The sequence below is a fragment of the Paenibacillus naphthalenovorans genome (assembly GCF_900099895.1).
Classification (GTDB): domain Bacteria; phylum Bacillota; class Bacilli; order Paenibacillales; family NBRC-103111; genus Paenibacillus_G; species Paenibacillus_G naphthalenovorans.
Map to the genome: position 1 here is coordinate 42622 of NZ_FNDY01000008.1, position 24524 is coordinate 67145.

General features: G+C 49.3%; 30 protein-coding genes and 1 riboswitch. Of the genes, 17 read left to right on the plus strand and 13 right to left on the minus strand.

Annotated features, from left to right (window positions below):
- Positions 1-26 precede the first annotated feature (26 nt).
- The 4 genes from thiD (at position 27) to BLT35_RS10185 (ending at position 2539) form a co-directional block, all read left to right on the plus strand.
- A complete protein-coding gene (gene thiD / locus BLT35_RS10170) occupies positions 27-845 on the plus strand; it encodes a bifunctional hydroxymethylpyrimidine kinase/phosphomethylpyrimidine kinase (protein ID WP_074727821.1) in 819 nt (272 codons plus the stop codon).
- Positions 846-959: 114 nt separating this feature from the next.
- Positions 960-1409 carry a DUF86 domain-containing protein gene (locus BLT35_RS10175; RefSeq protein WP_074727823.1) on the plus strand — a complete coding sequence of 150 codons (450 nt, stop codon included), beginning with the start codon at positions 960-962 and terminating at the stop codon, positions 1407-1409.
- Between the two features lie 201 nt (positions 1410-1610).
- A complete protein-coding gene (locus tag BLT35_RS10180; protein ID WP_074727825.1) occupies positions 1611-2246 on the plus strand; it encodes a helix-turn-helix transcriptional regulator in 636 nt (211 codons plus the stop codon).
- Positions 2247-2359: 113 nt separating this feature from the next.
- On the plus strand, positions 2360-2539 hold the full coding sequence (locus BLT35_RS10185) for a hypothetical protein (RefSeq protein WP_054819064.1): 180 nt from the start codon (positions 2360-2362) through the stop codon (positions 2537-2539).
- Between the two features lie 40 nt (positions 2540-2579).
- Here the strand turns inward: BLT35_RS10185 and BLT35_RS10190 are convergent, their stop codons facing one another.
- Positions 2580-3680 (minus strand): LCP family protein, encoded by a 1101-nt coding sequence (locus BLT35_RS10190; RefSeq protein WP_082660642.1) that lies wholly within the window; start codon positions 3678-3680, stop codon positions 2580-2582.
- 301 nt (positions 3681-3981) lie between these two features.
- Between BLT35_RS10190 and BLT35_RS10195 the strand changes: the two genes are divergently transcribed.
- Positions 3982-4548, plus strand: coding sequence for an FAD-dependent oxidoreductase (locus tag BLT35_RS10195; protein WP_062407067.1), 567 nt, complete (start codon positions 3982-3984; stop codon positions 4546-4548).
- Between the two features lie 97 nt (positions 4549-4645).
- Here the strand turns inward: BLT35_RS10195 and BLT35_RS10200 are convergent, their stop codons facing one another.
- Positions 4646-5281 (minus strand): bifunctional 4-hydroxy-2-oxoglutarate aldolase/2-dehydro-3-deoxy-phosphogluconate aldolase, encoded by a 636-nt coding sequence (locus BLT35_RS10200; protein ID WP_074727827.1) that lies wholly within the window; start codon positions 5279-5281, stop codon positions 4646-4648.
- A 251-nt stretch (positions 5282-5532) separates the two neighbouring features.
- On the opposite strand from BLT35_RS10200, the gene BLT35_RS10205 reads away from it, so the two are divergent.
- Together BLT35_RS10205 and BLT35_RS10210 are read left to right on the plus strand one after the other, a co-directional pair.
- Entirely contained in the window at positions 5533-5976 is a 444-nt protein-coding gene (locus tag BLT35_RS10205) for a DUF948 domain-containing protein (protein WP_062407071.1), read from the plus strand.
- Positions 5977-5983: 7 nt separating this feature from the next.
- Positions 5984-6388: a YtxH domain-containing protein gene (locus BLT35_RS10210; RefSeq protein ID WP_054819069.1), complete on the plus strand. Its 405-nt coding sequence runs from the start codon at positions 5984-5986 to the stop codon at positions 6386-6388.
- 62 nt (positions 6389-6450) lie between these two features.
- Here BLT35_RS10210 and BLT35_RS10215 read toward each other — a convergent pair whose 3' ends face one another.
- The 7 genes from BLT35_RS10215 to BLT35_RS10240 all read right to left on the minus strand — a co-directional run bounded on the left by BLT35_RS10215 (position 6451) and on the right by BLT35_RS10240 (position 12914).
- Positions 6451-7656, minus strand: a complete 1206-nt coding sequence (locus BLT35_RS10215; protein ID WP_074727830.1) for a phosphodiester glycosidase family protein — start codon at positions 7654-7656, stop codon at positions 6451-6453.
- Positions 7657-7747: 91 nt separating this feature from the next.
- Entirely contained in the window at positions 7748-9556 is a 1809-nt protein-coding gene (locus BLT35_RS10220) for a putative bifunctional diguanylate cyclase/phosphodiesterase (RefSeq protein ID WP_062407076.1), read from the minus strand.
- Positions 9557-9629: 73 nt separating this feature from the next.
- On the minus strand, positions 9630-9752 hold the full coding sequence (locus BLT35_RS26465; RefSeq protein WP_137669923.1) for a cyclic lactone autoinducer peptide: 123 nt from the start codon (positions 9750-9752) through the stop codon (positions 9630-9632).
- Positions 9724-10305 carry an accessory gene regulator ArgB-like protein gene (locus BLT35_RS10225; RefSeq protein WP_082660644.1) on the minus strand — a complete coding sequence of 194 codons (582 nt, stop codon included), beginning with the start codon at positions 10303-10305 and terminating at the stop codon, positions 9724-9726. Before BLT35_RS10225 ends, BLT35_RS26465 begins: the two co-directional genes overlap by 29 nt.
- Positions 10253-10987 (minus strand): hypothetical protein, encoded by a 735-nt coding sequence (locus tag BLT35_RS10230; protein WP_054819071.1) that lies wholly within the window; start codon positions 10985-10987, stop codon positions 10253-10255. Before BLT35_RS10230 ends, BLT35_RS10225 begins: the two co-directional genes overlap by 53 nt.
- Positions 10988-11350: 363 nt before the next feature.
- A complete protein-coding gene (locus tag BLT35_RS10235) occupies positions 11351-11788 on the minus strand; it encodes a hypothetical protein (protein WP_175471977.1) in 438 nt (145 codons plus the stop codon).
- Positions 11789-12248: 460 nt separating this feature from the next.
- Positions 12249-12914 carry a helix-turn-helix domain-containing protein gene (locus BLT35_RS10240; protein ID WP_074727832.1) on the minus strand — a complete coding sequence of 222 codons (666 nt, stop codon included), beginning with the start codon at positions 12912-12914 and terminating at the stop codon, positions 12249-12251.
- A gap of 164 nt (positions 12915-13078) precedes the next feature.
- On the opposite strand from BLT35_RS10240, the gene BLT35_RS10245 reads away from it, so the two are divergent.
- The 5 genes from BLT35_RS10245 to BLT35_RS10265 all read left to right on the plus strand — a co-directional run bounded on the left by BLT35_RS10245 (position 13079) and on the right by BLT35_RS10265 (position 16675).
- Complete coding sequence (locus BLT35_RS10245; RefSeq protein WP_062407082.1) at positions 13079-13516, plus strand: hypothetical protein; 438 nt, start codon at positions 13079-13081, stop codon at positions 13514-13516.
- 212 nt (positions 13517-13728) lie between these two features.
- Entirely contained in the window at positions 13729-14157 is a 429-nt protein-coding gene (locus BLT35_RS10250; RefSeq protein ID WP_054819074.1) for a disulfide oxidoreductase, read from the plus strand.
- Between the two features lie 172 nt (positions 14158-14329).
- Complete coding sequence (racE, locus tag BLT35_RS10255; RefSeq protein ID WP_054819075.1) at positions 14330-15139, plus strand: glutamate racemase; 810 nt, start codon at positions 14330-14332, stop codon at positions 15137-15139.
- A gap of 77 nt (positions 15140-15216) precedes the next feature.
- Positions 15217-16287, plus strand: a complete 1071-nt coding sequence (locus BLT35_RS10260) for a M14 family metallopeptidase (RefSeq protein ID WP_074727834.1) — start codon at positions 15217-15219, stop codon at positions 16285-16287.
- A gap of 154 nt (positions 16288-16441) precedes the next feature.
- Positions 16442-16675, plus strand: coding sequence for a hypothetical protein (locus BLT35_RS10265; protein WP_054819076.1), 234 nt, complete (start codon positions 16442-16444; stop codon positions 16673-16675).
- Positions 16676-16716: 41 nt separating this feature from the next.
- Here the strand turns inward: BLT35_RS10265 and ytvI are convergent, their stop codons facing one another.
- Together ytvI and BLT35_RS10275 are read right to left on the minus strand one after the other, a co-directional pair.
- Positions 16717-17826: a sporulation integral membrane protein YtvI gene (gene ytvI / locus BLT35_RS10270; RefSeq protein ID WP_054819077.1), complete on the minus strand. Its 1110-nt coding sequence runs from the start codon at positions 17824-17826 to the stop codon at positions 16717-16719.
- 19 nt (positions 17827-17845) lie between these two features.
- The gene (locus BLT35_RS10275; RefSeq protein WP_054819078.1) at positions 17846-18229 is read right to left on the minus strand and encodes a winged helix-turn-helix transcriptional regulator; all 384 of its coding nucleotides are present in this window, start codon (positions 18227-18229) and stop codon (positions 17846-17848) included.
- Positions 18230-18534: 305 nt separating this feature from the next.
- On the opposite strand from BLT35_RS10275, the gene BLT35_RS10280 reads away from it, so the two are divergent.
- The 3 genes from BLT35_RS10280 to BLT35_RS10290 all read left to right on the plus strand — a co-directional run bounded on the left by BLT35_RS10280 (position 18535) and on the right by BLT35_RS10290 (position 19885).
- On the plus strand, positions 18535-18837 hold the full coding sequence (locus tag BLT35_RS10280) for a hypothetical protein (RefSeq protein ID WP_054819079.1): 303 nt from the start codon (positions 18535-18537) through the stop codon (positions 18835-18837).
- 51 nt (positions 18838-18888) lie between these two features.
- On the plus strand, positions 18889-19110 hold the full coding sequence (locus tag BLT35_RS10285) for a YuzB family protein (RefSeq protein ID WP_054819080.1): 222 nt from the start codon (positions 18889-18891) through the stop codon (positions 19108-19110).
- Between the two features lie 301 nt (positions 19111-19411).
- Positions 19412-19503: riboswitch (cyclic di-GMP riboswitch) on the plus strand.
- 82 nt (positions 19504-19585) lie between these two features.
- Entirely contained in the window at positions 19586-19885 is a 300-nt protein-coding gene (locus BLT35_RS10290; RefSeq protein WP_062407086.1) for a hypothetical protein, read from the plus strand.
- Positions 19886-20053: 168 nt separating this feature from the next.
- On the opposite strand, the gene BLT35_RS10295 is transcribed toward BLT35_RS10290, so the two are convergent.
- Positions 20054-21229: a THUMP domain-containing class I SAM-dependent RNA methyltransferase gene (locus tag BLT35_RS10295; protein WP_062407088.1), complete on the minus strand. Its 1176-nt coding sequence runs from the start codon at positions 21227-21229 to the stop codon at positions 20054-20056.
- Between the two features lie 228 nt (positions 21230-21457).
- On the opposite strand from BLT35_RS10295, the gene BLT35_RS10300 reads away from it, so the two are divergent.
- Together BLT35_RS10300 and aspA are read left to right on the plus strand one after the other, a co-directional pair.
- Positions 21458-22099: an O-methyltransferase gene (locus tag BLT35_RS10300; RefSeq protein WP_054819082.1), complete on the plus strand. Its 642-nt coding sequence runs from the start codon at positions 21458-21460 to the stop codon at positions 22097-22099.
- Positions 22100-22183: 84 nt separating this feature from the next.
- Positions 22184-23617: an aspartate ammonia-lyase gene (aspA, locus tag BLT35_RS10305; protein ID WP_054819083.1), complete on the plus strand. Its 1434-nt coding sequence runs from the start codon at positions 22184-22186 to the stop codon at positions 23615-23617.
- 93 nt (positions 23618-23710) lie between these two features.
- Here the strand turns inward: aspA and BLT35_RS10310 are convergent, their stop codons facing one another.
- Positions 23711-24472 (minus strand): IclR family transcriptional regulator, encoded by a 762-nt coding sequence (locus tag BLT35_RS10310; protein ID WP_074727836.1) that lies wholly within the window; start codon positions 24470-24472, stop codon positions 23711-23713.
- Between the last annotated feature and the right edge of the window lie 52 nt (positions 24473-24524).

Below are 24524 nucleotides of genomic sequence, written 5' to 3' on the forward strand. Positions count from 1 at the left end.
TCTTATTGAATAAGGAGATTGTAGGAATGGTCATATCTAAAGCTCTGACCATCGCCGGTTCGGATAGCGGCGGCGGTGCGGGGATTCAAGCCGATCTCAAAACGTTTCAAATGCTGGACGTGTTCGGAATGTCCGCCATCACGGCCGTCACGGCACAGAATACATTGGGTGTGCATGGAATATACGATATCCCGCTCGAAGGCATCGAAAAGCAGATTCAGGCGGTCTTATCGGATCTCGGAGCCGATGCGGCCAAAACAGGCATGCTTTCGCAGCCGGAGGTCATTGAGCTTGTGGCGGACTGTATTCGTAAAGCCGGTCTGCGGCGGCTGGTGGTAGATCCTGTGATGGTTTCCAAAGGCGGTGCCCGCCTCCTTGCCGAGAACGCCCAGGACGCGCTGCGGCAAAAGCTGCTGCCGCTGGCAGCCGTCGTAACGCCGAATATTCCGGAAGCGGAGGTCATCACGGGGATGACCGTGTCGTCGCTGGAGGACATGAAGCAGGCGGCTGTACGTATAGTGAAGGAGTTTGGCGCTTCGGCAGCCATCGTGAAGGGCGGTCATCGCAGCGGCGATCCTACCGATGTGCTCTATGACGGAGAAAGCTTCCACCTGCTGACGGGGGAACGTTATGAGACGCGCCATACGCACGGGACAGGCTGCACCTTCTCCGCAGCGATATGTGCCGAGCTTGCAAAAGGGAAGCCGCTCCTGGAAGCCGCGCATACGGCCAAGCGCTTCATTACGCTGGCGATCCGCCATGAACTGGGGATTGGCGGAGGACACGGACCGACGAATCATTGGGCCTATTCGCGCGAAGGTGCGCCCTCCAGGGAGAACGAATAAAGATGAGCTACGAATATTTGATGCAGGCCGTCGTGCTTATCGTTCTGTTGTTTGTTTCATTCCCTGCAATCCTGATATGGTCTAAACGGAGAAATAAGAAACGGAGATAACCACATGTATTATGTCAACCAGGAACAAATCGATCTGCGCTTGTCATTTGTGCCTACGCTGCTGCAGGCTTGCACCGAATTAAGAGAAGCCTGGCCGGAAGATGTACAGGGGGAGGCTAAGGAAAAACCGCTTCTCCTTCATTTTGCCCAAGAGCGGACGCTTCATCTGGCTATCGAGACGGTAACGGATGTAGGCAGTCTGCTCATTGATGCGTTTATGATGCGCGATGCAAGCAGCTACGAGGACATTATCGACATTTTAGGCGATGAAGGCGTCTTTGACCAGGACACGGCTGCAACGCTAAAGGAGCTGGTTCTGCTGCGCCGACCGTTAACACAGGATTACACTGCGGTCAGGCACAAAGGATTGCATCCCATGATCGGCAGGCTCCCGGCAGCACTCGAAGCATTCGCCGAAGCGGTTCCGGCTTTCATTCGTAAGGAAATGCTGTAGGCGGTGCTGCAACGGGTAAAAGACGTGAATCCTGTTCTGTAAATCCGTTCTCGTTTTTCATATCCGGTTCTTATAACTTTGAGCACATTCATTTACTTATGGATTATTTTCGTTTACAATGTGTTGTATTCAGACGGCGACATAACCCGGCAGCGGCATGAACAAGCGGCGCTCGGCTAACAAGAAGGACGGTGAGACCGGATGAACCACGGGGCGGACGTATCCACGAGAAAAATGATTTTAACCATGCTTAAAACCAAGGGACCGCTGAGCGTCAGCGAGATAACCAGAGAGCTGGGCATTACGGAAATGGCCGTACGGCGTCATTTGAACACGCTGGAACGAGATAACCTCATCGCATCGGAGCTGGTTCGGCAAGCGATGGGAAGACCCATGAATCAGTATTCGCTGACAGAGCATGCAGAAGACTTGTTTCCGAAGAAGTACCAGCATCTCACGTTGGATTTGTTGGAAGAGCTGGAATCCGCTTTGGGGGAAGATAAGGTGAACCTGCTGTTCGAACGCCGGAAGCAGCGCCTGATCCGACGATATGAGAATCGGATGGAAGGTAAATCCCTGGTGGACCGGGTACTGGAGCTCTCGGACATTCAGAATGCGAACGGCTACATGGTGGAGCTGGAACGGAAAGAAGACGGGTCCTTTCTGCTGAACGAGCATAATTGCCCCATCTCGCAGGTGGCTAACCAATACAATCATGCGTGCAGTTGTGAGCTGGAGATGTTCAAAAGCTTGCTTGGCAAAGAAGCCAGAGTGGAGCGAATGGAATGTCTGGCCAAGGGAGGCAGCAAGTGCGCTTACGTTATACAACCTAAATAAACCATCTTCAGAAACCGTAAACCGTAATACGGCTGAAGATGGTTTTTTGCTATTTTCATAAAAAGCGGCGGATTAGAAAAAAATAATCCCTATACTGAGGCGGAGGGAAAAGCATGGAGAACGAACAAAAAAGCCGGCTGGAGCTGCAGTTCGGCAGACAACTGACGGAAGGTGAAGCGGCGGAAATATTAAATGAGCAAATCGTTCATCCGGATGACGAGGAATATGATGAAGAAATGGATGATGCTGCGCCATCTCTGGCAGCCACCCAAATCTTCAGGAGACATCTGTAATCCGTGTGAACGCTTGATCGTATGGCTGACAGGACCTCCTTTATCGGGAAGTCCTGTAATGTGTCTGGGTTATGTTTTTGTCCCGGAGGTCGGTGACGGATGGGTCTATACCGAAGCGCTTTGAAAGTACGCTATAGGTCGCGCCTGTAACCGTGCTGCTTTCCGATGGTAGGCCCAGCTGCGTCCGAAGCGCGGCGATGGCGGCACTAAGATCCTCTTCTTTGGGCACAATATAGGGGCTATCCCATCGCCCATCCAAAGGAATCGATTCGATATGATCGGGCTTCAGCTTCTGAAAGGACAGGATGAATTTGCGCAGCTGGTCAGGCGGAATATCGGTTTGCACATTTTTGCCGGCAATGTCGAGCAATCCTCCCCATTGGGTGATTCCGGTAAACGAGGTCATCTTATCAAGCAGCGTAGACAAGACCTTCTGCTGCCGTTCGTTTCGGGCAATGTCGGAGGATTCCTGCGTGCCCCGGTTGGACTTGCGGTAACGCAGGAAATCAAGCGTTTCCTTGCCGTTGAGTGTTTGCAGCCCTTTGGACAGATTGATGTTCGTACCGTCGAAGTTATCTACATAACGCATATCCATGTCGACATCAATTGTAATTCCGTTAAGCTCGTCAATCACCTGGCGGAACCCGTCAAAATCGATCACCGCTATATAATCGATCGGAACGTCAAACATGCCGCTAAAGAATTTTTTGGTATGGGCGAGGGCCGTTTCGCGGTCCTTATTATAATAGTAAGCGTAATAATAGTTGGCTTTTTGCGAGGACAGTCCGAATTCTCTTGGCTTTAGCTGCAAGTCGCGAGGGATGGAAACCATGGTGGCTGAACGCGTCTCAGGATTGAGCGAGACCAGCATCATCACGTCGCTATTCATGCTTCCTCCGCTGCCGCTTCGGTTATCCACACCGATCAGCAGAAAGCTCATCGGTTTCAGCTGCGCGCTGCTTTCAACAGCGGCTGACTGATGTGCGCCTGCGGCGGATACGGACATTTGCTCCAGAGCTTTATCAGCTTTATGTATTAAATAACCCGCATAACTGGCTGCCCCTATACCGAAAATTCCAAGGGTAAGCATGACGGTACGCAGTATTTTTCGGTTTTTTTTCTTTTTGCGCGGTGACAACATCCGTAGTTCCTCCCGATAAGGTAAAATATGCACTATCTATCATAATAACGTATATTGATGGGTAAAATGTTACAAAAATATTAAATTTTCGACGAAAAGCATGTGAAAATTTTTTTAGAGCAGGCAGCGGCAGCGAGAACGGTGAGAAGTTGACATATGCCATAATTTGGAGGATAATAGAATAAAATAGAATACGATTTACTTTTTACGTTACAAAGCAGATTGGCATATGTAAACATTTTGGAGCGGCGGACCAATTCTCTGTTTGCGTGTCCGACATACTGGAAAGGAGAATGAAATCATGTCTTACGATGTTGCTATTATCGGAGCAGGACCAGCCGGAGCCAGTGCAGCGCTTTTTACCGCCAAAGCCGGGAAGAAGACAGTGGTTATCGATAACGATCAGAGCATTACCAAACGCGCATGGGTTGAGAACCACTACGGGGTAACGGAAATCTCGGGCCCGGATCTCGTCGAGATCGGCAAGAAGCAAGCTGCCAAGTTTGGCGCAGAACTGGTGCAATCCAAGGCGGTAAATGTAAAAAAGACTGGTGATGTCTTCCAGGTGGAAACGGAAAACGGAACCTACGAGGCGAAGCATGTCATTCTTGCCACGGGTGTTTCCGTCGAACTCGCGGAAAAGATTGGCGTATCCACCAAGCCGGGTACGGAGCCCCGGATCAAAACGGTCTTTGAAGCGGACAGTGACGGCAAAACGGCTGTACCAGGTATTTGGGCGGCCGGGACGGCTGCAGGAGTAAGTGTGCATACGATCATTACAGCCGGGGACGGCGCCAAAGTGGCTATTAACGTAATCAGCGAACTGAACGGTGAACGCTACGTGGACCACGATGTCATAAAAGGTTAAGTGAAGATGAAGGCGGCCTAAAGGCCGCCTTTTTTGGTTTAACGCTTATGACTGCCGCAGCCGCTGTTGGCTTTTGTTCTCTTTGGATGAAGCGGGCTCAGCCTCTTAAACGAGCCGTTAACCGCGATGCCTTTTCCTGAATCCATCCATAATTTCCGGCGGCAATTTCCTTTAAATTGACAAGCGAGCCGCCGATGCCGACACCGTAACACCCTATTTTGATAAACTCGACTATATTGTCTTCGTTAACCCCGCCGACGGCCATCATAGGAATGTGATTCAAAGGTCCCATCAGCTCTTTAATGTAGCCCATGCCAAGGCTGGACCCCGGAAAAATTTTCACAGCCGTCGCCCCGGCTTTCCATGCTTGGACGATTTCCGTCGGCGTCATCGCTCCAGGGAAGATCGGAACGTCACGGCGGACCGCATAAGAGATGACTTCTTCCTCCATATTAGGCGTGACCAAATAGGATGCGCCCGCGTCCAGGGCTTGACGGGCATCGTCCAAATCCAATACGGTCCCGGCTCCGATATACATCCGGTCGCCGAACTGCTCCTGCAGCTTCCCGATCATCCTGAGCGCTCCGGGCGTATTCATTGTAATCTCCATGACGGGAATGCCCCCCGCCAACAGCGCCTCGGCGACGCCGACAATGTGCTGTTCTTCCACACCTCGTACGATAGCTATGATTTTGACCTCTTCAATTCGCTGCAAGCCTTGCTCTCTGTTCATATCGATGAGTCCACCGCTTTCTTATGTAATCAGGAGAATCAGAAAACGCATCCACTTCTCTCCATTATACCTTCTTTTTTCTTCTTGCCAACCAGGTTGACGTCATGAACTGCTTATGATTGTTTTGCGTTCGGACAGGTCTGCTGCCATACTTTTTTTTCAATTGTTGTGTCAAAATGGCACCCGGCGTCTTATACTGTAGTATCTCATAGGCATTCGTCCAGAAGCTTGATGGATCGGAGGTGACGGCCATGTGGTGGCAATGGGGACTCTTGCTCTGCATGCTCGCATTCCTTCTATTTTTATTTTTCGCTGTCAGGTTGATACAAACGGCAACAGAGGTGCTGAAGCGCAGCGAAATGAAGCTCGAATTTATGCAGGAGCAGGTGCGCAGAACGACGGAGGAATCGGAGCGGCTGGTTAAGGTTTCCACCGAAGTGATGGAAGATGTGCAGAAAAAGCTGGGTACGGTCGACTTCTGGTTTGCTGCTGCGAATGAAACGGGTGAAGCGGTGGACCGGATGTCCCGTTCCGTCAAGGCTGTATCATTGGCAGTGGAAGATACGGTATCGGAAGCCCGCAGGGCTGTCCTTAACAACCGCGACACCGCTAAGGATTTGGTAGAGCTCATGACAGCCGGTCTTCATCTCTGGCATCGACTGAAAGCTTCGAAATCAAATCAATCCAAGGAGTGAAGAGAAGATGACAGCAAACAAAAAAAACAAGGATTTGATCATTGGAGCGGTGATCGGCAGTGTGCTGGGCGCCGTAACCTCGCTGCTGCTGGCACCCAAGTCCGGTCGTGAACTAAGAAACGATATTGCAGAGGGGTATCAGCAGGTCAGTGAGAAGACACAGCGGCTGGCGGGGGATGTCGCCGAGAAATCGAAGCAAATCTTTTCCGCCGTATCGGAAACGTCCCAAACGACAGTAGAGACGATCGGAAAGCATACTTCCGAATGGGCAAGCAAAGCCAAGGAAGTGGCGATTCATGTAGGGGAAGAAGTGAAATCCTGGAAAAAAGATAAAGCCGCTCAACGGCAGGACGACATAGCTGCTGCAGAAGCTTCCGTCGCCGCTACAACAGCGGAACGCGAGGAAGCATAACATAGGCAACGGGACTTGGCTTTTACTCCAAGTCCCGTTCCGTTATATAGTTGAAGATGGATTTACCACTTGGACGGGTCGATTTTACTCGGATCCAGTCCCTCCCAAATATTGCGAATGTTCGCTTTCTTCGGATCCTTGAAAACAAGCCAGGATGTCGGCAAATATCGTTCGCCATATTCACTGGAGGGCTTGTTTACAATGACGGCCTTGGTTGTTTTATTGGTGGAAGCGGACACTGCGGCATCCTGATTTCCCTGATTCCCCAGCACCAGTACTGAGGATGAGCCGCCGTCCAAATTAGCCGCAGTGACTGCACCGCGCTCTAGAAAAATATTCTGGATGTCGTAAAGCGTGGCGCCGATGCTGTGTCCGGGTTGACGCCCGTCAATAACGGCGAACATTACCGTTCCGTCGGCCTTTTGGGCCATCGCGGTCCTGGGAGCGATGCCCCAGCCGTCGGCTTTGCTCTTAATCAGCCCGACACCGTTTGCGATAAACCTGGGAGCGAACGTGACCGCTTCCTGTACGCCCATTTTCAGAAGCTCGGACGGAGAATATTTACCTGCTACCATACGCCCCTCTTTGTCGATACCGACGATATGGGTTGGCGTATTCATGCCGCCGTCATTATAAAAGATTTGGCCTCCGGACATGACAAGCCCTGTAGGCTGGAAGCCGTTTCCTTTCCATTCCGGGTCTACAAAGCCCCCCGCATTCACGCCGGCGAGCGCATCCAGACGCTGCACCATATCGGAAACCTTCTCGCCCTTTCCGGCTTTTCCGGGCACAGCGATACGCAGCATCGTCGGATCATGGACAATCAGAAGCTTACCTTTAAAATTCGTACCTTGAATATCTTCAATCTCAATAGGCGGCTTGGACTGCTTCTCTATCGTGGAAGTGCTTGTGCCGTCCACATGGACGAGCCCTTGATCCTGGACTTCCGAATAGGTGTCGAATTGCGACCAGTATCGATGAACCCGCTTTTCCAGCTCATCATTGCCGATAATATATTTGGCCCAGTGGCGGTGCTGGGTTGTAATCAGCGTATCGGCCATCAAATATCGAAGGTTGGTGCCTGATTCGGTTAGAAAAAACCATAGTAAGAAAAATAAGCCGAAGATAAACAATACAAACAGAGTATAGAAAAATAATGTTACCGAAACGGATAATCTGCGGCTTTTAACGTTTTTTTTTCTCTTGGGAACCGCGCTGTAAGAAGGCCGCGATGACGAACGGGAGCTGCGGGATAGAGGAGCAGGCATGGTTCAAATCCTTTCCGAATGAGCTGGACTACCATAATTTGACGAAAAAAAAAGAAAAAAGTTGCAGCCGCAGACCGCCTTTTTTCTTGGTTCAGATGTTTACATACAGTTGCTTGTTATTTTTAATTAAATGTTCAAAGTCGCTGGCGGGGATCGGCTTACTGAATACATTGCCTTGAATCTCGTCACAGCCTTGAGCAATCAGGAAATGAAGTTGGTCCATGGTTTCTACGCCTTCCGCCAATGACTTGATCTTTAATTGACGGGACATGGCGATCAAGGCCGTTACAATCGCAGCATTGTCTTCATCGGAAGAAATATCCCGAATAAACGATTGGTCGATTTTCAGCGTATGTACATGGAACCGTTTCAAATAGCTTAAGGAGGAATATCCGGTGCCGAAGTCATCAATGGAGAGGCGTACGCCGAGCACCTTCAGCTTTTGCAGGGTCTCGATAATGTAAGGGACGTTATTCATCGCTACATTTTCCGTGATTTCCAGACAGAGCCGATCGGGGGCCAAGCCGGACTCTTGCAGGGTATCCATCACCGTCTGCACAAAATTCGACTGGTGAAACTGTATCGCTGAAATATTGACAGATACGACCAGAGGGGGGAGGCCCTTTTGCTGCCACTCTTTGTTTTGCATGCACGATTGCTTCAAAATCCAGTTGCCGATCGGTATGATCAGACCGGTTTCCTCGGCCAGCGGAATAAATTCCGTGGGGGATACCATGCCCCAATCGGGGTGCTGCCAACGGACGAGAGACTCCATGCCGATCACGGACCCATGGCGAAGATCAACGATCGGTTGATAATAAATTTCAAACTCTCCGCGCTCCAGGGCTTTGCGCAAATGCACCTCAAGGTTCAAACGGTGCAAGGATCGCTTGTTCATATCCGGGTGGTAATAATGATATGAATTTCCCCCTTTCTCTTTGGAACGGTACATGGCGATATCCGCATTTTTTAAAAGGCTCTCCACTTCGGTGCCGTCCTGCGGGTAAATACTGATGCCGATGCTGGACGTGACAAAAAGCTCGTTGTCCTCAATAACGAACGGTTCCTTGAGCAAATCCGATATTCCTCCGGCAAACTGCGCAGCTTCTTCCGCTTGAGTCACATCCGTAAGAAGAATGATAAATTCGTCACCGCCGAAGCGGGCGACGATGTTTTCGCCTTTAACATATTCCTGAAGCTTACGGGCCAGCATTTGAAGCAGCTGATCTCCGATATGATGTCCGAGCGTATCGTTAATGACTTTAAAGCGGTCCAGATCAAGAAAAATAACCGCCATCATCGAACCGGTGCGCTGCGCTTCTTCAAAATAGTCCTTCAGCTTCTCGTCGAACATCGTGCGGTTAGGCAGGTTGGTCAACGAGTCATGGTAGGCCATGTGCAAAATTTTTTGCTCTGCTAGCTTGCGTTCATTTACGGCACGAATGGTAGCATATGAACGGAGCAGCTGGTAATCGTTGGTTTCGCTTGTGATTTTGGTGAACAGTTTCTCATGCAGCGTAGGATTATGCTCTGCGGAAGCGGAATTGGATGTTTTAATTAGCTGTATCGCATTCTCGATGTGTTCTTTGTGAATTCTTGCGGCGGATGCGGTTATATGGCTTGCCCGGTTTGATGTCAGATACACCAGGCCTTTTTTGGAGTCGTATCGATCGACATGATTCATATTCACGATATTGGTGCTGTCCAGCTGGCGAAATCCGTCCTCGAATAACCATTCTTCTAAGTTGTCAAAGGAAAAATCCAAATAGTACTGTTCGTCTTTGGTATGAACGATGACTTCGCGGTCCCGAATGCGGTCGATCTTGATTACATCGGATGCATCGACTACAAGTGCCTCGGAACCCCTTTTGCCATCGCGAGTAACGGGAATTTTCTGCATGAATGTTCAGCTCCATGGAAAAGGATGAGGCTGACGCGCCATGGCCCGTCAGCCCTAAAGTGCTACGATGTTCTTATTTTTTCAAGAGTTCTTGCGGAGTTTCCGGACGATTCGCAATGATGGTGTTGGTGAAAACAAAGAATGAAGCAAGTACTACAGCAACGCTATTAGCTACTTTTGCCATTTTCAGTTTCATTGTACCACCTCCTTTCCATTAATTTAAACAAGAAGTATCCCGGCTTGGTCAAAGTAACGGACTGTGCAAAAAAAACGGCGGATAAAAGGGAGGATTGAAAGTAAAAATTGCTGCCTATAAATATTAAACATATGATTTTTAAGTAAAGGTAGTTTTTGGGATCGATGCGGCTTATATTTTCCAACCCTTCCGGTGCCTTGATCAAAAAAATTATGAAGCTGAGTATATTAAGAATCAACCCGGTATGAAAGTAAGCGTAATCGATATGGGCCAAGGAAGTTAAAATCGTCAAGGAAAAGATGCAACACCCCAGCGAGGAACTGAGGTGAGCGCCGCCGCTCAAGTATCTAAGGAACAAAAAAGAAAAAATCGTTATAACCGCCTCGGGCAGGCGGCCCGTAAACGTACAGATGATTAAAGTCGCAGCAATAGCCAGGGATGTATTGATCAATAAACTGAGCGAATAAAACAGAACTTTCTCGGATGCGGCATCGGCATAATTATTTCGGATTGCTTTTGCTATGCTCATTGCTGAGCGATCGATCAAGTTCATCTCTCACAGGCCTTTCATAAGTTTCTCTAATGATTTTTTTGTTGTGAATATAAGCGACATATATACCAATCAGAAAGATGAAGGCAATAAAAGTAGAACTTACAATATTCATAGAATGATTGTAAAAAGAGATCAATTCGAGCTGAGCTAGGACAATGCTCAAAACTAAAAAAGCCGACAAGATAAAATTATATCCTTTAAGTGCCGTGCGGGATGCCAAATACTTGGTTTTAAACAAGAATCCGATCTTTCTTCTTTGCAGAGGATAGATGATCAAACTGATGATGAATGCGGTAATCAATTGTATAGAACCGAGCACCGCAACCGACTGCTGAATTTGTACCGGGTCAAATAACCCCAGCTTGATGCCGGAAAGCATGACGGCGGATTCGATAATGACTCCGGCGATAAAACCGGTTACACTGACAAGAAGAGAGTAGAAAAAGGGAATTCTGTAAATGATCATGATTAATATGATTTCAGCAGACAGGGCGGAAATTACGGCAAAAGTGCCTAACTCGACGATATCCCTGAAATAAAACGTGATCAAAGACATGATGAATGCGGTACCGTATATCTTATGTAAATAGTAATAATACTGAAAACGAAACATCGTTAGAGAGAGCACGATCATAGCGCTTAGTTCGATGGAGGAAAGAAATACTTTTATAGCAAAACTCATTGGAATGGGCTCCCTTGTCTTCTATTCTATAGGGTAATTAGAACTTGGTACATAGTTAAATAGACTCATGCTGATCCATGTTCATTATTGTTGTATAAAATTTACTTGTATTTTAGTTTAATACACTTTAAGTAGGGTGACAAGCGAATTATGTCGAATTTTGCTGATAACTTGAATCTCTCCCTATATTGATTTATGTACTGGAATCAAGGCGCATAATGTGCGATTCTATTGTGCGCAGGACAGGAGTGCAAAAAGTAATGAAGAAAAACAACAGGTTCGCAGTGCCGATTGGCTTATAAATAACCGGGACTTAAGAACCATCCGTTTTGATCATAAAAAATGCGCATTTGAGTTTTGAACCTAGTCATCCGACAATTCCTTTTCATAAAAAATGCGTATGATCCCGATCAACAGCAGCACAGAAAAGAATTGAATGACCGCAGTTTCGGCCTTCCAATAAAATATGGAGGATACGGTTAGGGTAATGATCAACAGACCGGTACTCATGATAAAAAACATGGCTTTGTGAAAGCGGGGGTGAATGTGGTCTTTGCAGTTAATATGAAAGGGCACGAATGAAAAGCCGAGTCTGAATTTTTTAAGGATACAGGCGGCGGACAAATTCAGCAAGAACAAAGAAATGACGGGCATCGTCATGCTTTCCTGCGCGATCTTATAAAAATCTTCTGAAGTAAGCCGACTAATCATCAAGAAGAATCCCAGTTCCGTTGTAGTATCCACCAGATAGACCACTACACTAACGATCAAAGCGTATATAAAACGAAGTCTGAAAATCATGTAAAAGCATAAGATAACAAAAAGAGGCTGCAAAATTAAGCCTATGACTGAATGTGTCGTTTGGACAAAAACGGATATAAGCGTCAGTACAACAGCGCTGACAACAATCTGTTTCCGGTATTCTTTAAGCCGCTGACGAAACACTGCCAAAGCTAACACAATCATCGACAGCCAACATATAAAAAATAAGGGAACTAAATATAACACCCTCATAATATACCAACTTTCCTTGGGTAGTTACTTGGACATTGTATTGAAGTAAGGATGCTCCAATGGTTTATGGCTCTCGCTATATGCTTAGCGCCCAAACATGGAAAACAAGCCCGCAGCACATGATCGCGCAGACGGGCCAGTAGGCGGCGGTTGTATGAAGATTAAGATTCCAGATCAGGGCAGGGTAAACGTGTCCCGTGATGTCTCTCATCTTATGTCTGCCCATTGCTGCCAGCGCCAATTTAAGTTAAATGTGTTTGTTGGCTGCGGAAAACGTCGGGGTGTTTCCGCTTTTGCCGAATGAAAATTCAAGGCTCTTCTCGGTATTGGCCGCTACTTTGCGGGCAATCAGGTCGTGATACTTTTTCTGCCGGATCGCAGAGATGGTTACGCGGGGGCCGGTGCCGTCTTCATGAAAAAAAAGCAGTCCCTTTCGTTCGTCATACTCGCGAATGTGATTTAGATTAACATACAGATCGGTATCCATTTTCTTGAAGTCGTTTTCTTCCAGTTCGTCTAAAAACGTGCTGAAATCCAGCAGCGAATCGATGCTATGGACAATGTTCGAGCCCTCTGTATGATAAGTGATGTCCTTCCTGCCGATTTCGATAAAATACACGTGATTGAGATCCATATCCAATCGGTTGCCGTTGGATTGCGAATCGGTATCGCCGCCCGGCAGATGTCCCGCTTTGATCATCAATTCCGTATAAGAATAACCGTATGCAGCCGAGAGCTTCTTCAGCGTATCGGGCGAAGGGGTGATTTTGTCGTTGGTCGAACGGTTTCGTTCCAGTTCCAAATCTCTGATATAAGCATGAGAAAGACCGCTTTTCTTAGCCGCTTCTCTCAAAGACATGGATCCTCGAAGACCTTCAAGAAATTTTCCAAAATCAGGAATAGGACGTCCCATCCCGGTTCACTCCTTTCTAGTACTTAATTGTAATGGACAAATGCGGGAAAAGAAATAGTTTTCTTTACATTGCGCCATCTGACAAAGTATCCCTTGACGGTTTGTAATATCGATACTACATTAGATGTAGCAGTCTTTTTCAGTGTGAAGGGGGAGAATCACTATTGCGAGATAAAATAATGAGTCGTTGGAGTACATATGAACCCTTCCATGTACCATTTAACGGATATAAAATAGCCGACATCGTAATCACCAGCCACGCACAAAACCGGTGGTCCGAGCGTGTGGAAGACGAAAAGGGCGGAATTGAGCATATTTGCAGTTTTTTATGGAATAAATTGAAGTACGGCGGAATTCAACCGTATTATGCGAATGAGAAGGACGTTTATCTCATTGACGAGGACCTGGTGATGGTATCAGAGTTTGTCGAAATAAAAGATGAGATCGACATTGCCGGCAACCCTTTGCACAAAATGATCGTAGTGACGTTTCTTGGCCGCGTCTCTCAAGACATTCAGCTTCGCGATTTGAAGGCGTATTATTCATGGCTTAGGCACAGCCGAAGAATGACTCTTGTGAAGAACGGAAGAAAGAAAAGATAATGAAAACCGGTGTTCAGAGGCCGGCCTGCTGGCCGGCCTTTTTTGGGGTATCTCTGCTTTTCGGTGTAGAGAAAGAACGGTGAAACCAGCGAGCTGTGCCTGAACGGGCCAGGCTCGCTGGTTTGTTTCTGCGGAATGAGCGGACTTTCGTAAGATGGAACACCTCCGCCGGTTCTGATATGATGAGATTAATAGAAGGGAGAGAAAGAGTTATGAATTGGAGGAACACCATCCGCGAGAACGGGCTGCATCTTTCCTGGTTCGTGGCGTTGACCGCCACCCTCGGCAGCCTGTATTTTTCCGAAATTCTGCATTACATTCCATGCAAGCTCTGCTGGTATCAGCGTATTTTGATGTATCCGCTCGTCATTATCCTGGGCATTGCTGCCGTTCGCAAGGAACGACATATGTACATATATGCGCTCCCTATGTCCATTTGGGGCGCCGGCATCTCGCTTTATCATTATTTGATGCAAAAAACATCATGGTTTACAAGCGGCGCGCAAGCCTGCGGTCCGATTCCATGCGATGTCGACTATGTGAATTATTTCGGATTTATCACCATTCCTTTTATGGCATTAACCGCATTTGTAATCATTGCTGTTCTGCAGATTTTGATGTGGGCCGCAGAACGCAAATAAAGGGCGCATTCGTGGAGAGCAGCGGGTTTGGGTTTTCTTTGGACAAGGGGTCTGTTAATATAGAATAACTTGTGCGGTTACAGTATACGCCAGGTACCAATTGTTTCCTTCATTCATAGACTGGAAAAGCATACATCGTTTCAACACACCAACATAAAGGAAGCGAAAACACGTGCAGCAAGCGATAGCCATACTGGATTCAGGGGTTGGAGGATTGACCGTGGTCAAGGAGGTCATGCGTCAATTGCCGCAAGAAAAGATCATTTACTTCGGGGATACGGCCCGTACACCGTACGGCCCGCGGCCTGCGGAAGAGGTATTGATTTTTACCCGCCAGATTGTCGATTATTTGCTTCAATTTCATCCCAAAATGATTGTTATCGCCTGCAATACGGCAACGGCGGTAGCTCTTGAAGAGATTCGCAGCAGACTGCCGATCCCCGTCGTCGGTGTGATTCATCCGGGGGCCCGGGCAGCGATCAAAACGAGCAGGAATTTGAGAGTCGGGGTCATCGGTACCGAAGGCACCATCAAAAGTCGTGCTTACGAGTACGCTCTCCGCCAAATATCGCCGCAAATTCAGGTAATCTGCCAGGCTTGCCCATCGTTCGTACCGCTGGTGGAGCAGGGTCTGTTCCATGCTGAAGAGACGCGGAAGGTTGTGGCGGATACATTATCCGAGCTGAGGAAGAAGCCTATAGACTGTTTGATCTTAGGTTGTACGCACTATCCTTTTCTTTCCGATATCATCTCCCAGGTTATGGGACCCAACGTGACTCTGATCAGTTCTGCGGACGAAACGGCCAGAGAAATCAGCACGATCTTGTATCATAAGGGGAAACTTGCGACCACGGGTACCGTACCCGTACATCAGTTCTTTTGCAGCGGCGACCCGGTATTGTTCAGGAAGATCGCCCAATCATGGCTGAACGAGCATATTAAAGTAACGCCTGTGGTTTGGCAGGTTCCGAATATTATCTAATTCCCGTTCATATGCATTAGCTAGGCTATCGGCCCTTTATAAGCGGATAGGCATTTGAACTTGAAGGGGGAAATGAGATGATATTCCCTTATACGGTGCGGTATGGAAAACCGTTATTCCGGTTGGCCGCGAGGAAAGGCGGGAACGTGGCGGACCGGATCGCGGCAAATCCGGGCGGTGATCCGCATCGCCCTTGTATCTGTATCGGACAAACCGTTGCTGTGGCGCCTGGCAGGACGATGGAAGCCGTGGATACGGCCAACCCCTATGATTATGAGCGCATGATGGAGGATTTGGGGCTCTTGAAGCAAAGGTATCCGTTCCTGGCGGTCGAATCGATCGGCCGGAGTGTGCTTGGAAAGACCATTCCCTCCATCCGTATCGGATCAGGACCCGCGGAGGTGCACTACAACGGTTCATTTCATGCGAATGAATGGATTACAAGCCTGCTGTTGATGAAGTTCATTGAGGACTACGCTTCAGCCTATGTGAATGGTGCGCCGCTTGGAGCATGGGATGTACGGCCGCTGTTCGAACAAACGTCGCTTTGGATCGTACCTATGGTGAATCCGGACGGAGTGGAGCTTGTCTTGCGGGGCCTTTCAAGGGAAAACCCCTATTACAGGCAGCTGATGGAATGGAACTGCGGATTGCAGGATTTCTCGGGCTGGAAGGCCAACATCCGCGGCGTTGATCTCAATGACCAGTTCCCCGCGCACTGGGAGATCGAGCGCGACCGCCGCGGCATACCCGGGCCGGGCCCGCGGGATTATACCGGTATGGCTCCCCTGTCGGAACCGGAAGCTTTGGCGATGGCGGAATTTACGAAAAGCCGTAACTTTCAACTCGTCGCGGCGCTGCATACTCAGGGGAAAGAAATCTATTGGAATTACCGCGATCTGGAGCCCCGTGAATCGGAAGCGATAGCATGCCGATTGGCCAGCGTGAGCGGATATGAAGCGGTTAAGCTCCATGATAGTGATGCGGGATACAAGGATTGGTTTATTCAAGAGTTTCGGCGTCCCGGCTTCACTGTGGAAGCCGGCCTCGGGGTTAACCCGCTGCCCGTTTCACAGTTTGGGGAAATGTATCGCGAAATCGCTCCTTTACTTCTGGAGGGGCTGGCGTCGGTTTCCATCAAATCGTAAATGACAAATCCTATCCTTTCGTCAAGGGGCAAGCCGGCTCTGTTATGACAGATGCCGGCTCGTCTTTTTTTGCTGCATGCTGTTGGGGTGAATGCCGGGCATTTGGTGTATAATGGAATATAGAGCTGGAAGAGCACTAGGAGGAGAGAGCATCATGTGGAGACGATTATTATCGGTAAGGCGCTGGGCGCATGTGTTCCGCCGGATTGTGCCGCTTCTGCGCTCTTCGCGAATTCCTTTCCGTGAGAAGCTGTTGTTCGCCGTTCCGGCGCTGGTGTATTGGATCATACCTGACGTGCTGCCGGCGCTGCCTATTGACGATGTGGCCGTCATCATGCTGCTGATGAACTGGTTCACCGAACGGGCAGAGCGCAAATATGGCGCCTAACCGGCAAGAGCCGCCCAAGCGGGCGGCTCTTGCCGTTATGCCTAACGGGAGGCACCGGGGTCTTGTTCATATTCTTCAGCAGGCATGCGAATCCATCTTTTCAAGTATCCCTGCTCATACAGCGCTTTAATCAGAATGATCAGAATCGGCGATAAAATCAAACCCGCGACCCCAAAAAGCGAAAGTGAAATGATGATAAACGCCAGCATGGTAAAGGCCGATACGCCGAGCGAATCACCAGTAATTTTGGGCTCAAGGATTTGTCTCGTTGTAATGACAACGGCAAGCAGCACCGACAGCCAGATCCCCAGCGTTGTTTGTCCGACGATGAACAGGTAGATGATCCACGGGATAAACAGCGTAGATACGCCGAGAAGCGGCAGCACGTCAAATACCGCCGATAAAAGTGCGATGGAGAAAGCGTTCTTCACATCCAACAAGAGCAGCGATATGAAAACGACGATAAACGTCAGCGTGATCAGCTTGGCCTGTGCCTTGATGTAGGTGACGATTCCCTTCAATACGTTTTCGCGCAGAAAATGGAACGCCTTTTTAAAGGTTTTGGGCGTTTTCTCTTCAGCCATACGCTTCCATGATTCGATTTCGATGCTTAAGAAATAGGCCAAAATGATCCCGATGGCGAAATTAATCAAAAAGGTTGAAACCGAGGTTAATGCCGTAAAAGTTCCCGTAAGAAAACCGGTGACGAATTGGGTTATTTTACCGGTGATGACCGTCGAATATTCTTTGGCCTGTTCAATCAGATCCTGGATAGGCAGCGGACCCAGGTAATTCTGAAGAGCTTCGGACCGCTGAATGATTTCCCTTTCCATGACGGCCGTATATTCGGGAAACTTATCTTTAAGGTGTAAAATCTGCGTTGTAAAAATGGCGCCGAGTCCGGTAATCGCCCCAAGGATAACCAGAATAAACAAAATGGTCGAGATGCCGGAAGCAATCGATTTCTTGAGCCCTCTGCGGTGCAGAAATTTCGCGAGCGGCTCGATAATCATGTAAATGACGAACGAAAAGAAAATCGGCGTGGCGATCCGATACAAGAGACTGAAGATGTACATAAACAAATACACCGTCAAAATCAGGAGCGCAATATCGAAGATGGTTTTGTAATATTTGCGGTAAAAACTAATCATTCGGTCACCTCGGACTTCGTCAATCCTCTGCGGCTTGCGCACACCATTTGGCGGCCCAGAGCTTCATCTCTTTTAACATGCGGTGCAAATCCTTGCCTTTGGGTGTAAGCTTGTACTCCACGGTAACAGGAACCGTCGGATAGGCGGTCCGTTCCAATACGCCGTTGTCCTCCAGGTGACGAAGCGTGTCCGTTAACGATTTGGGGCTGACGGATTTGATTTTGCGCTGAAGCTCGCCAAACCGTTTGGTACCGCCGAACAATTCGCGAATGACGAGAAATGACCATTTGCCTCCGATAACATCGAGCGCTTTTTCGATGGAGCACTCGATATGAACCGGCTTCACCGGAATAGAACTGCTGGACTGACGCTGTTTGAGCTGCTCGTTTTCCCGCATGGACATGGTTCTCATCCTTTCCGTATGGCTATGTCTGTGTAGATGCCGAGAGGCAGTAACCTTGTGGTAAGTAATGATAGGAAAATGTAATAATATCCGAATTTTTTCACTCCTTTCCATTTTATATAACAAGCCGTAGAATAGCAAATGCAGCGGCGATACCGTTTGATAGGGAGAAAGCGCGTATGAAAAGGGTGAAGCCGGTTCCCGGCTGGACGCAGCAGCGTGAGATCATGATACGTGAAAGTTGCTTTCACCACCAAGTTTCTATACAATAAGGTGAAAACGATAAGTGCTGGGAGATGGAAATCATGAAATGCAAAATTTCGCGCAATGCCGCCAAAGTGCTTTTGGCCGAAATAGAGAAAGAGGAAGACAAAGAATTGAAGCTCCGCGTATACGTGACGCATTCGCACGGAGATCATGCGCATTACGGTATGAAATTGGACAAGCCTACGGAAAACGATGTCGTCGTCTCGACCGACAAAGGCATCGATGTGATTCTTCAGAAGGACGAGCCGTTTTTGGACGGTATTCGCATCGATTACTTCTATGTGCCTGAGGAAGGCTTTTCGGTGACCAATCCGGGCAAAGGCAACCACGGCGACCACTGATTGTTTAGCGGGTTCCGCAATGGGTTAATGCAATAGAAAGGAAGCCCCCGTATGGCCAACGATATACGTATTTGCGATAAATGCAAGCATATGAGATTAAAAACGGCTTTGCCCAAGCTGCAGAAGCTGGCCCCCGACGCAGAAATCAAGGTGGGGTGCAAATCGTACTGCGGGCCCTGTTCGCGCTTTGCCTTCATCTTCGTCAATGGCCGGTACGTTACCGGCAAGACGGAGGACGAAGCGATCGAAAAGGCCAGTAAATATGTGAAGTGACTTCATAGCGGATACCTACGCGCTTATGTTCAGGTCAGGTCCTGACCGCAGGTTGCTGCGGGTTTATAAGCGTTCGGAGTCCGCTTTTTTTCTTTATCATCCGTCTTTTTAAGGAGTTAAGTACCTCATCATTTTGGCCCGTATCGGTTCCTTATAGGAGAAATTGGGCTGTTATATATTGAAAATAGTTCCAAAGACTCAATGTATTTGGTGAAAATAGGAATTTTGAATTATGTATCTCTTAGGTCTTATCTTTTATTCTTAAGGAAATGAAGTTTATTTGAAGACATTTTTCGAGCAAACTCGATAAAGGCAAACCAGGCGAAAGCCTGGGCACGCAAAGCTATAGGGGCTAAAGCGCTGATTCCGGCGCCAAGCCAGCCAGTTGCCGAAGGTAAGGAGCGACGCATCCATTTGCTACTCCTGTACCCGTAGGTTGAGAGTCTCTTTGTTTTTGAAAAAGGAGTGGAAACGGATGCAGGGTCAGGATCGGAGCATCATGTCAAGAAAAGGCTTTTACACGAAAGTAGGGAATGATTTCGTAGGCGTGTTTTTGTCGAACGAAGGTCCGAAGATGTTCATTAACCGTGAGGTTTACGAACTGATGGCGCCGTGCTGGGACGTCGAAATGGTTAAGGGGCGTAGCCATCAGATCGTGAATTTTTACTGGCGCGGCGAAGTCAAGCTGTCTGTAAGATGCGAAGCGGATAATGACATATTCATGCCGCTATTCGATTATTTGAGCTGCAGGGAGTCTCTGGTTCGTCACGCCTGATTGCCGGAATAGAAGAATAACCGATATCGCAAAAAGAACCGCGGACAAGGCGAAGTGCCTTTGAAGCGGTTCTTTTGCATGCTTATATGATATGTCCGGGCTGCTTCAGCATAAACATGGAAAGATGAAGAAGCTTAAGACGATCACAGTACGGCAAGGTCCCGAATGTTATTGTTCGGAAGGAGCCGCCTTGTTGCTGCGCCAACCGTATAAACCGCCGGGGGCGAAATATTGGTAAAGACTGCATTCGATGCGGCCGTTGAACAGCTTGCGTTTCTTGTCGGTTTTACGGCCCATATGATGCTCAAGCTGTTTGTTCGGGCTCAGGATGAAGGCGGACCATGTAGGCAGCTGCCCGTATAAATGGCTGAACTGGCGAATAGCCCGTTCCGCTTCACCGTGGTCGCCCAGACGTTCGCCATACGGCGGATTCGTAATGATACATCCGTAATCTCCCCGCGGCATGACCTTGGCAACAGGGAGCACCTGCAGGGTCAGCTCCTTTGCCAGGCCGGCCGCCTTCGCGGCGGCCAAAGCGACATCGATCGCTTTCCGGTCGATATCGGAGCCCGTAATCTGGAGCGGGATGTCATCCTTTACAAGATCGTAAGCTTCTTCGCGGGCTTGAGACCATAATTCATTAGGAATGAGCGGCCACTTCTCGGCGTTGAAGCTGCGTCTTAAGCCCGGGGCCAAATTCCATCCGATCATTGCGGCTTCGATGGGTATCGTGCCCGACCCGCAGAAGGGGTCATAGAGCGGGCGTTCGGCCTGCCACCGGCTCAGCAGCACCAAGGCTGCGGCCATGGTTTCTTTCAGCGGGGCTTCCGTGACCAGCTTGCGGTAGCCGCGCTTGTGAAGTCCGGGGCCGGTTGTGTCCAGCGTCAATGTAGCGATGTCGTTGAGCAGCGACACCTCGATGACGAAGCGGCCGCCGGTTTCGCGGAACCACTCCGTACCGTACCGCCGTTTCATGCTTTCGACGATCGCTTTCTTGACGATACCCTGGCACGCGGGAACACTGGACAGCTGTGACTTGTGCGACCGTCCTTCCACAGGAAACTCCCCGTCCTCGGGAATCCAGTCCGGCCAAGGCAGCGCCTTGACGCCTTCAAACAGCTCGTCGAAAGTAGCGGCTTTGAATTGGCCCATCTTGACGAGTACGCGGTCGGCCGTGCGAAGCCACAAATTGGCGCGGCATATGGCTAAATAATCACCTACGAACGTTACGCGTCCGTTCTCAACCGTGACTTGATCGTAGCCGAGATTGCGCACTTCTCTGGCTACAACGGCCTCGAGCCCCATAGGGGAGGTGGCGATGATTTCAATGGAATCTGACGACATGTTGAACTCACTCCGTATCTGTTATGAAAGGGAAAACTCCGAATATCAGCAGGTTGAACTAAGTCTGGAAAAGCCATACAATTAATTAGTATAGGCGATTGACGGTGATTATACAATGACACAAAGCCATAATGGCGGGTATTGGCGCCGCATTGCAGGGTTTCGCCTATTGGCGCAAACCATCGTGCATGGGCGCGGGCCGGCCCAAAACGGGAAGGATGGAAAACCATGACAACATCAATAACGGCAGAGCAGTACCTGGAAGGATTTTTTGAACCGGATGAGCTGCTGGAGCGGGTTAATGAAGGCATCCGGGCCAACGATATGCCGGAAATCTCGGTAGCCGCCGGTTACGGGCGGCTTTTGACTATGCTTGTGCGCATTACAGGGGCCAAAGAGGTGCTGGAGATCGGAGCGCTTGGGGGATACAGCGGAATTTGTCTGGCCCGGGGGCTGCCGCATGACGGCAAACTGGTCTCGCTGGAGTTGAAGCAGGAATATGCGGATCTGGCTTTCAAGCATGTAAGCGAAGCAGGATTTGGCGGGAACGTGGAGTATCGGATCGGTGAGGCGCTGGACAGTCTGAAGGCGCTCGATGCGGAGGGACGGAAGTTCGACCTGTTTTTTATTGACGCGGATAAAGGCAATTATCCGAATTATCTGGAATGGGCGATCAAGCTGGCCCGGCCGGGGGCTATCATCCTGGGCGACAATTTGCTTATGCGCGGGAAAGCCGTAAACCCGGAGGCAAAGGGGAATGCGGTTACCCAAATGAGGCTGTTTACGGAAGCGGTGGCTCGGGATCCCAGGCTCGAAGGCGTGCTGCTGCCTGCCTACGACGGTTTAGCCATAGCAAGGGTGAGGGAATAATCATTATAAGAGGAGCCGTTGTTTTCATATCTTGTTAGGGAAACAGGAACATGCTGCTTTCCATGCGTTTCCATCGATAGGAGGATGAGAAGTTTGACACAGGTGCGGTTAGAAAAAGATTTTCTGGGCTCCAGGGAGGTTCCGGTTCAAGCTTACTATGGCATTCAGACGCTGCGGGCAGTGGAGAATTTTCCGATCACCGGTTATAAAATTCATTCCGAATTGATTCGCGCGATGGGGATGGTGAAGAAAGCCGCCGCCACCGCCAATATGGAAATCAAACAGCTGAATCCGCGCATCGGGCAGGCTATCGTTCAGGCGGCAAAGGAAATTGTTGAAGGGCAGTGGCACGATCAGTTTATTGTCGATCCGATTCAAGGAGGAGCAGGCACTTCGCTGAACATGAATGCGAACGAAGTGATTGCCAATCGGGCGATCGAGCTTTTGGGCGGAACGAAAGGGGACTATTTCATGGTCAGCCCGAATACCCACGTCAATATGGCTCAATCGACGAACGACGCGTTCCCAACAGCCATCCATATCGCGGCCCTATCCTCCATTCAGAAACTGCTTGAAACGATGCGCGAGCTGCATGCCGTTTTCGTGGAAAAAGCCCGGGCATTTGACGGGGTTATCAAGATGGGGCGGACACATCTGCAGGACGGGGTCCCGATCCGTCTCGGTCAAGAATTCGAAGCCTACGCAAGGGTGCTGCTTCGGGATATCGAACGCATTACGCATTCCCGGCGGCATTTGTATGAGGTCAACATGGGAGCCACGGCGGTTGGAACCGGACTCAACGCAGACCCGAGATATATAGTCCGCGTGGTCGAGCTTCTGGCGGAAGAAAGCGGGCTCCCGCTGGTCACCGCCGAGCATCTGGTCGACGCCACCCAAAACACGGATGCGTATACGGAGGTTTCCTCGGCTTTGAAGGTGTGCATGATCAATATGTCCAAAGTCGCCAACGATCTAAGATTGATGGCATCCGGGCCGCGGGCCGGCCTCGGTGAAATTATGCTGCCGCCCCGTCAGCCCGGATCTTCCATCATGCCGGGCAAGGTTAATCCGGTGATGTGTGAGGTCGTCAATCAGGTGGCGTTCCAGGTGATCGGCAACGACCACACCATTTCGTTGGCTTCCGAAGCAGGACAGCTCGAGCTGAATGTGATGGAGCCGGTCCTGGTGTTCAATCTGCTGCAATCGATCAGCATGATGGATCAGGTGTTTCAGGTGTTTAACAAGCACTGTCTGCAGGGCATCGATGCTAATGTGGAACGCTGCCGTGAATACGTGGAAAAAAGTGTGGGAGTGATCACTGCGCTGAATCCCCATCTCGGTTACGAGACGGTGGCGCGCATTGCCCGCGAAGCTATTGTGACCGGACGCTCCGTGCGGGAATTATGCCTGCTGTACGATGTGCTCAGGGAAGAGGAATTGAATCTGATTCTCGATCCTTATGAAATGACCAATCCCGGGATTGCGGGGGCCTCTTTATTGACCGATAAGACAGAGTAAATGAGAAAAAGACTTGGCCTGTACACCGGCCAAGTCTTTTTTAGCTCCTGAAAGACCCGGACATTCCAATCCTAACGCAGCCTCTTTTTGTTTCTACCTGCCCTCCCGATACCCCAGTTCTTGGGAAATTTCCCGTGTAATCTGCAAAAGCTCCCGGACCCACTGCTCCTGATAAGGCGTCATACGGTCGGTTGGCCCGATGACGCTGACAGAGGCCGGCACTTTACCGTAAGCGTCGAAAATGGGGGCCGCAATCCCTGTCGCCCCTACGTTACGCAGATTGGAGCTGATCTCGTAGCCGTTTTTCCGGATTTCCTCAAGCCGGTCTTGCATCATTCGCGATTCGGTAATGGAATAAGGCGTGAATGTAATTAAATCGTCGGCCAGCACCTCATCGATAAACTCCCGGTCATGAAAAGCCAGTATCGCTCTGGCTGCGGAAGTGGCATACAAGGGAAATCTCCGGTATTCCTCCGCGTTGAAACGAATGGGATGCTTCGAATCGATTTTGTCCACATAGATTGCATCTTTGCCGTCGATAATACACAGGCAAACGAGTTCCTTCGTCTTTTCCGAAAGTCTTTGCAAGTAGGGCTTGGCGAAATCCACCAGATTATGATTCTTCAACACCTTGTTTCCAAGCTCCAATAGAGTATATCCTAGCGAGTACTGTTTGTTTAAAGGGTTTTGCTTGATAAACCCCTCGCTTTCGAGCGTCATTAACAGCTTATGTACGGCGCCTTTGGATAGCTCAAGCTTTCGGCTTAATTCGCTCACACCGAGCTCTTTGGGTGCATTCAAAAATATTTTCAGCAGTTTGCAGCTATTTTTGACCGAAGATAAATAATTGTCCATAGTAAATGTGCTCCTTATGTTGATAATAAGCTTGGATTCATAATGAAATTAG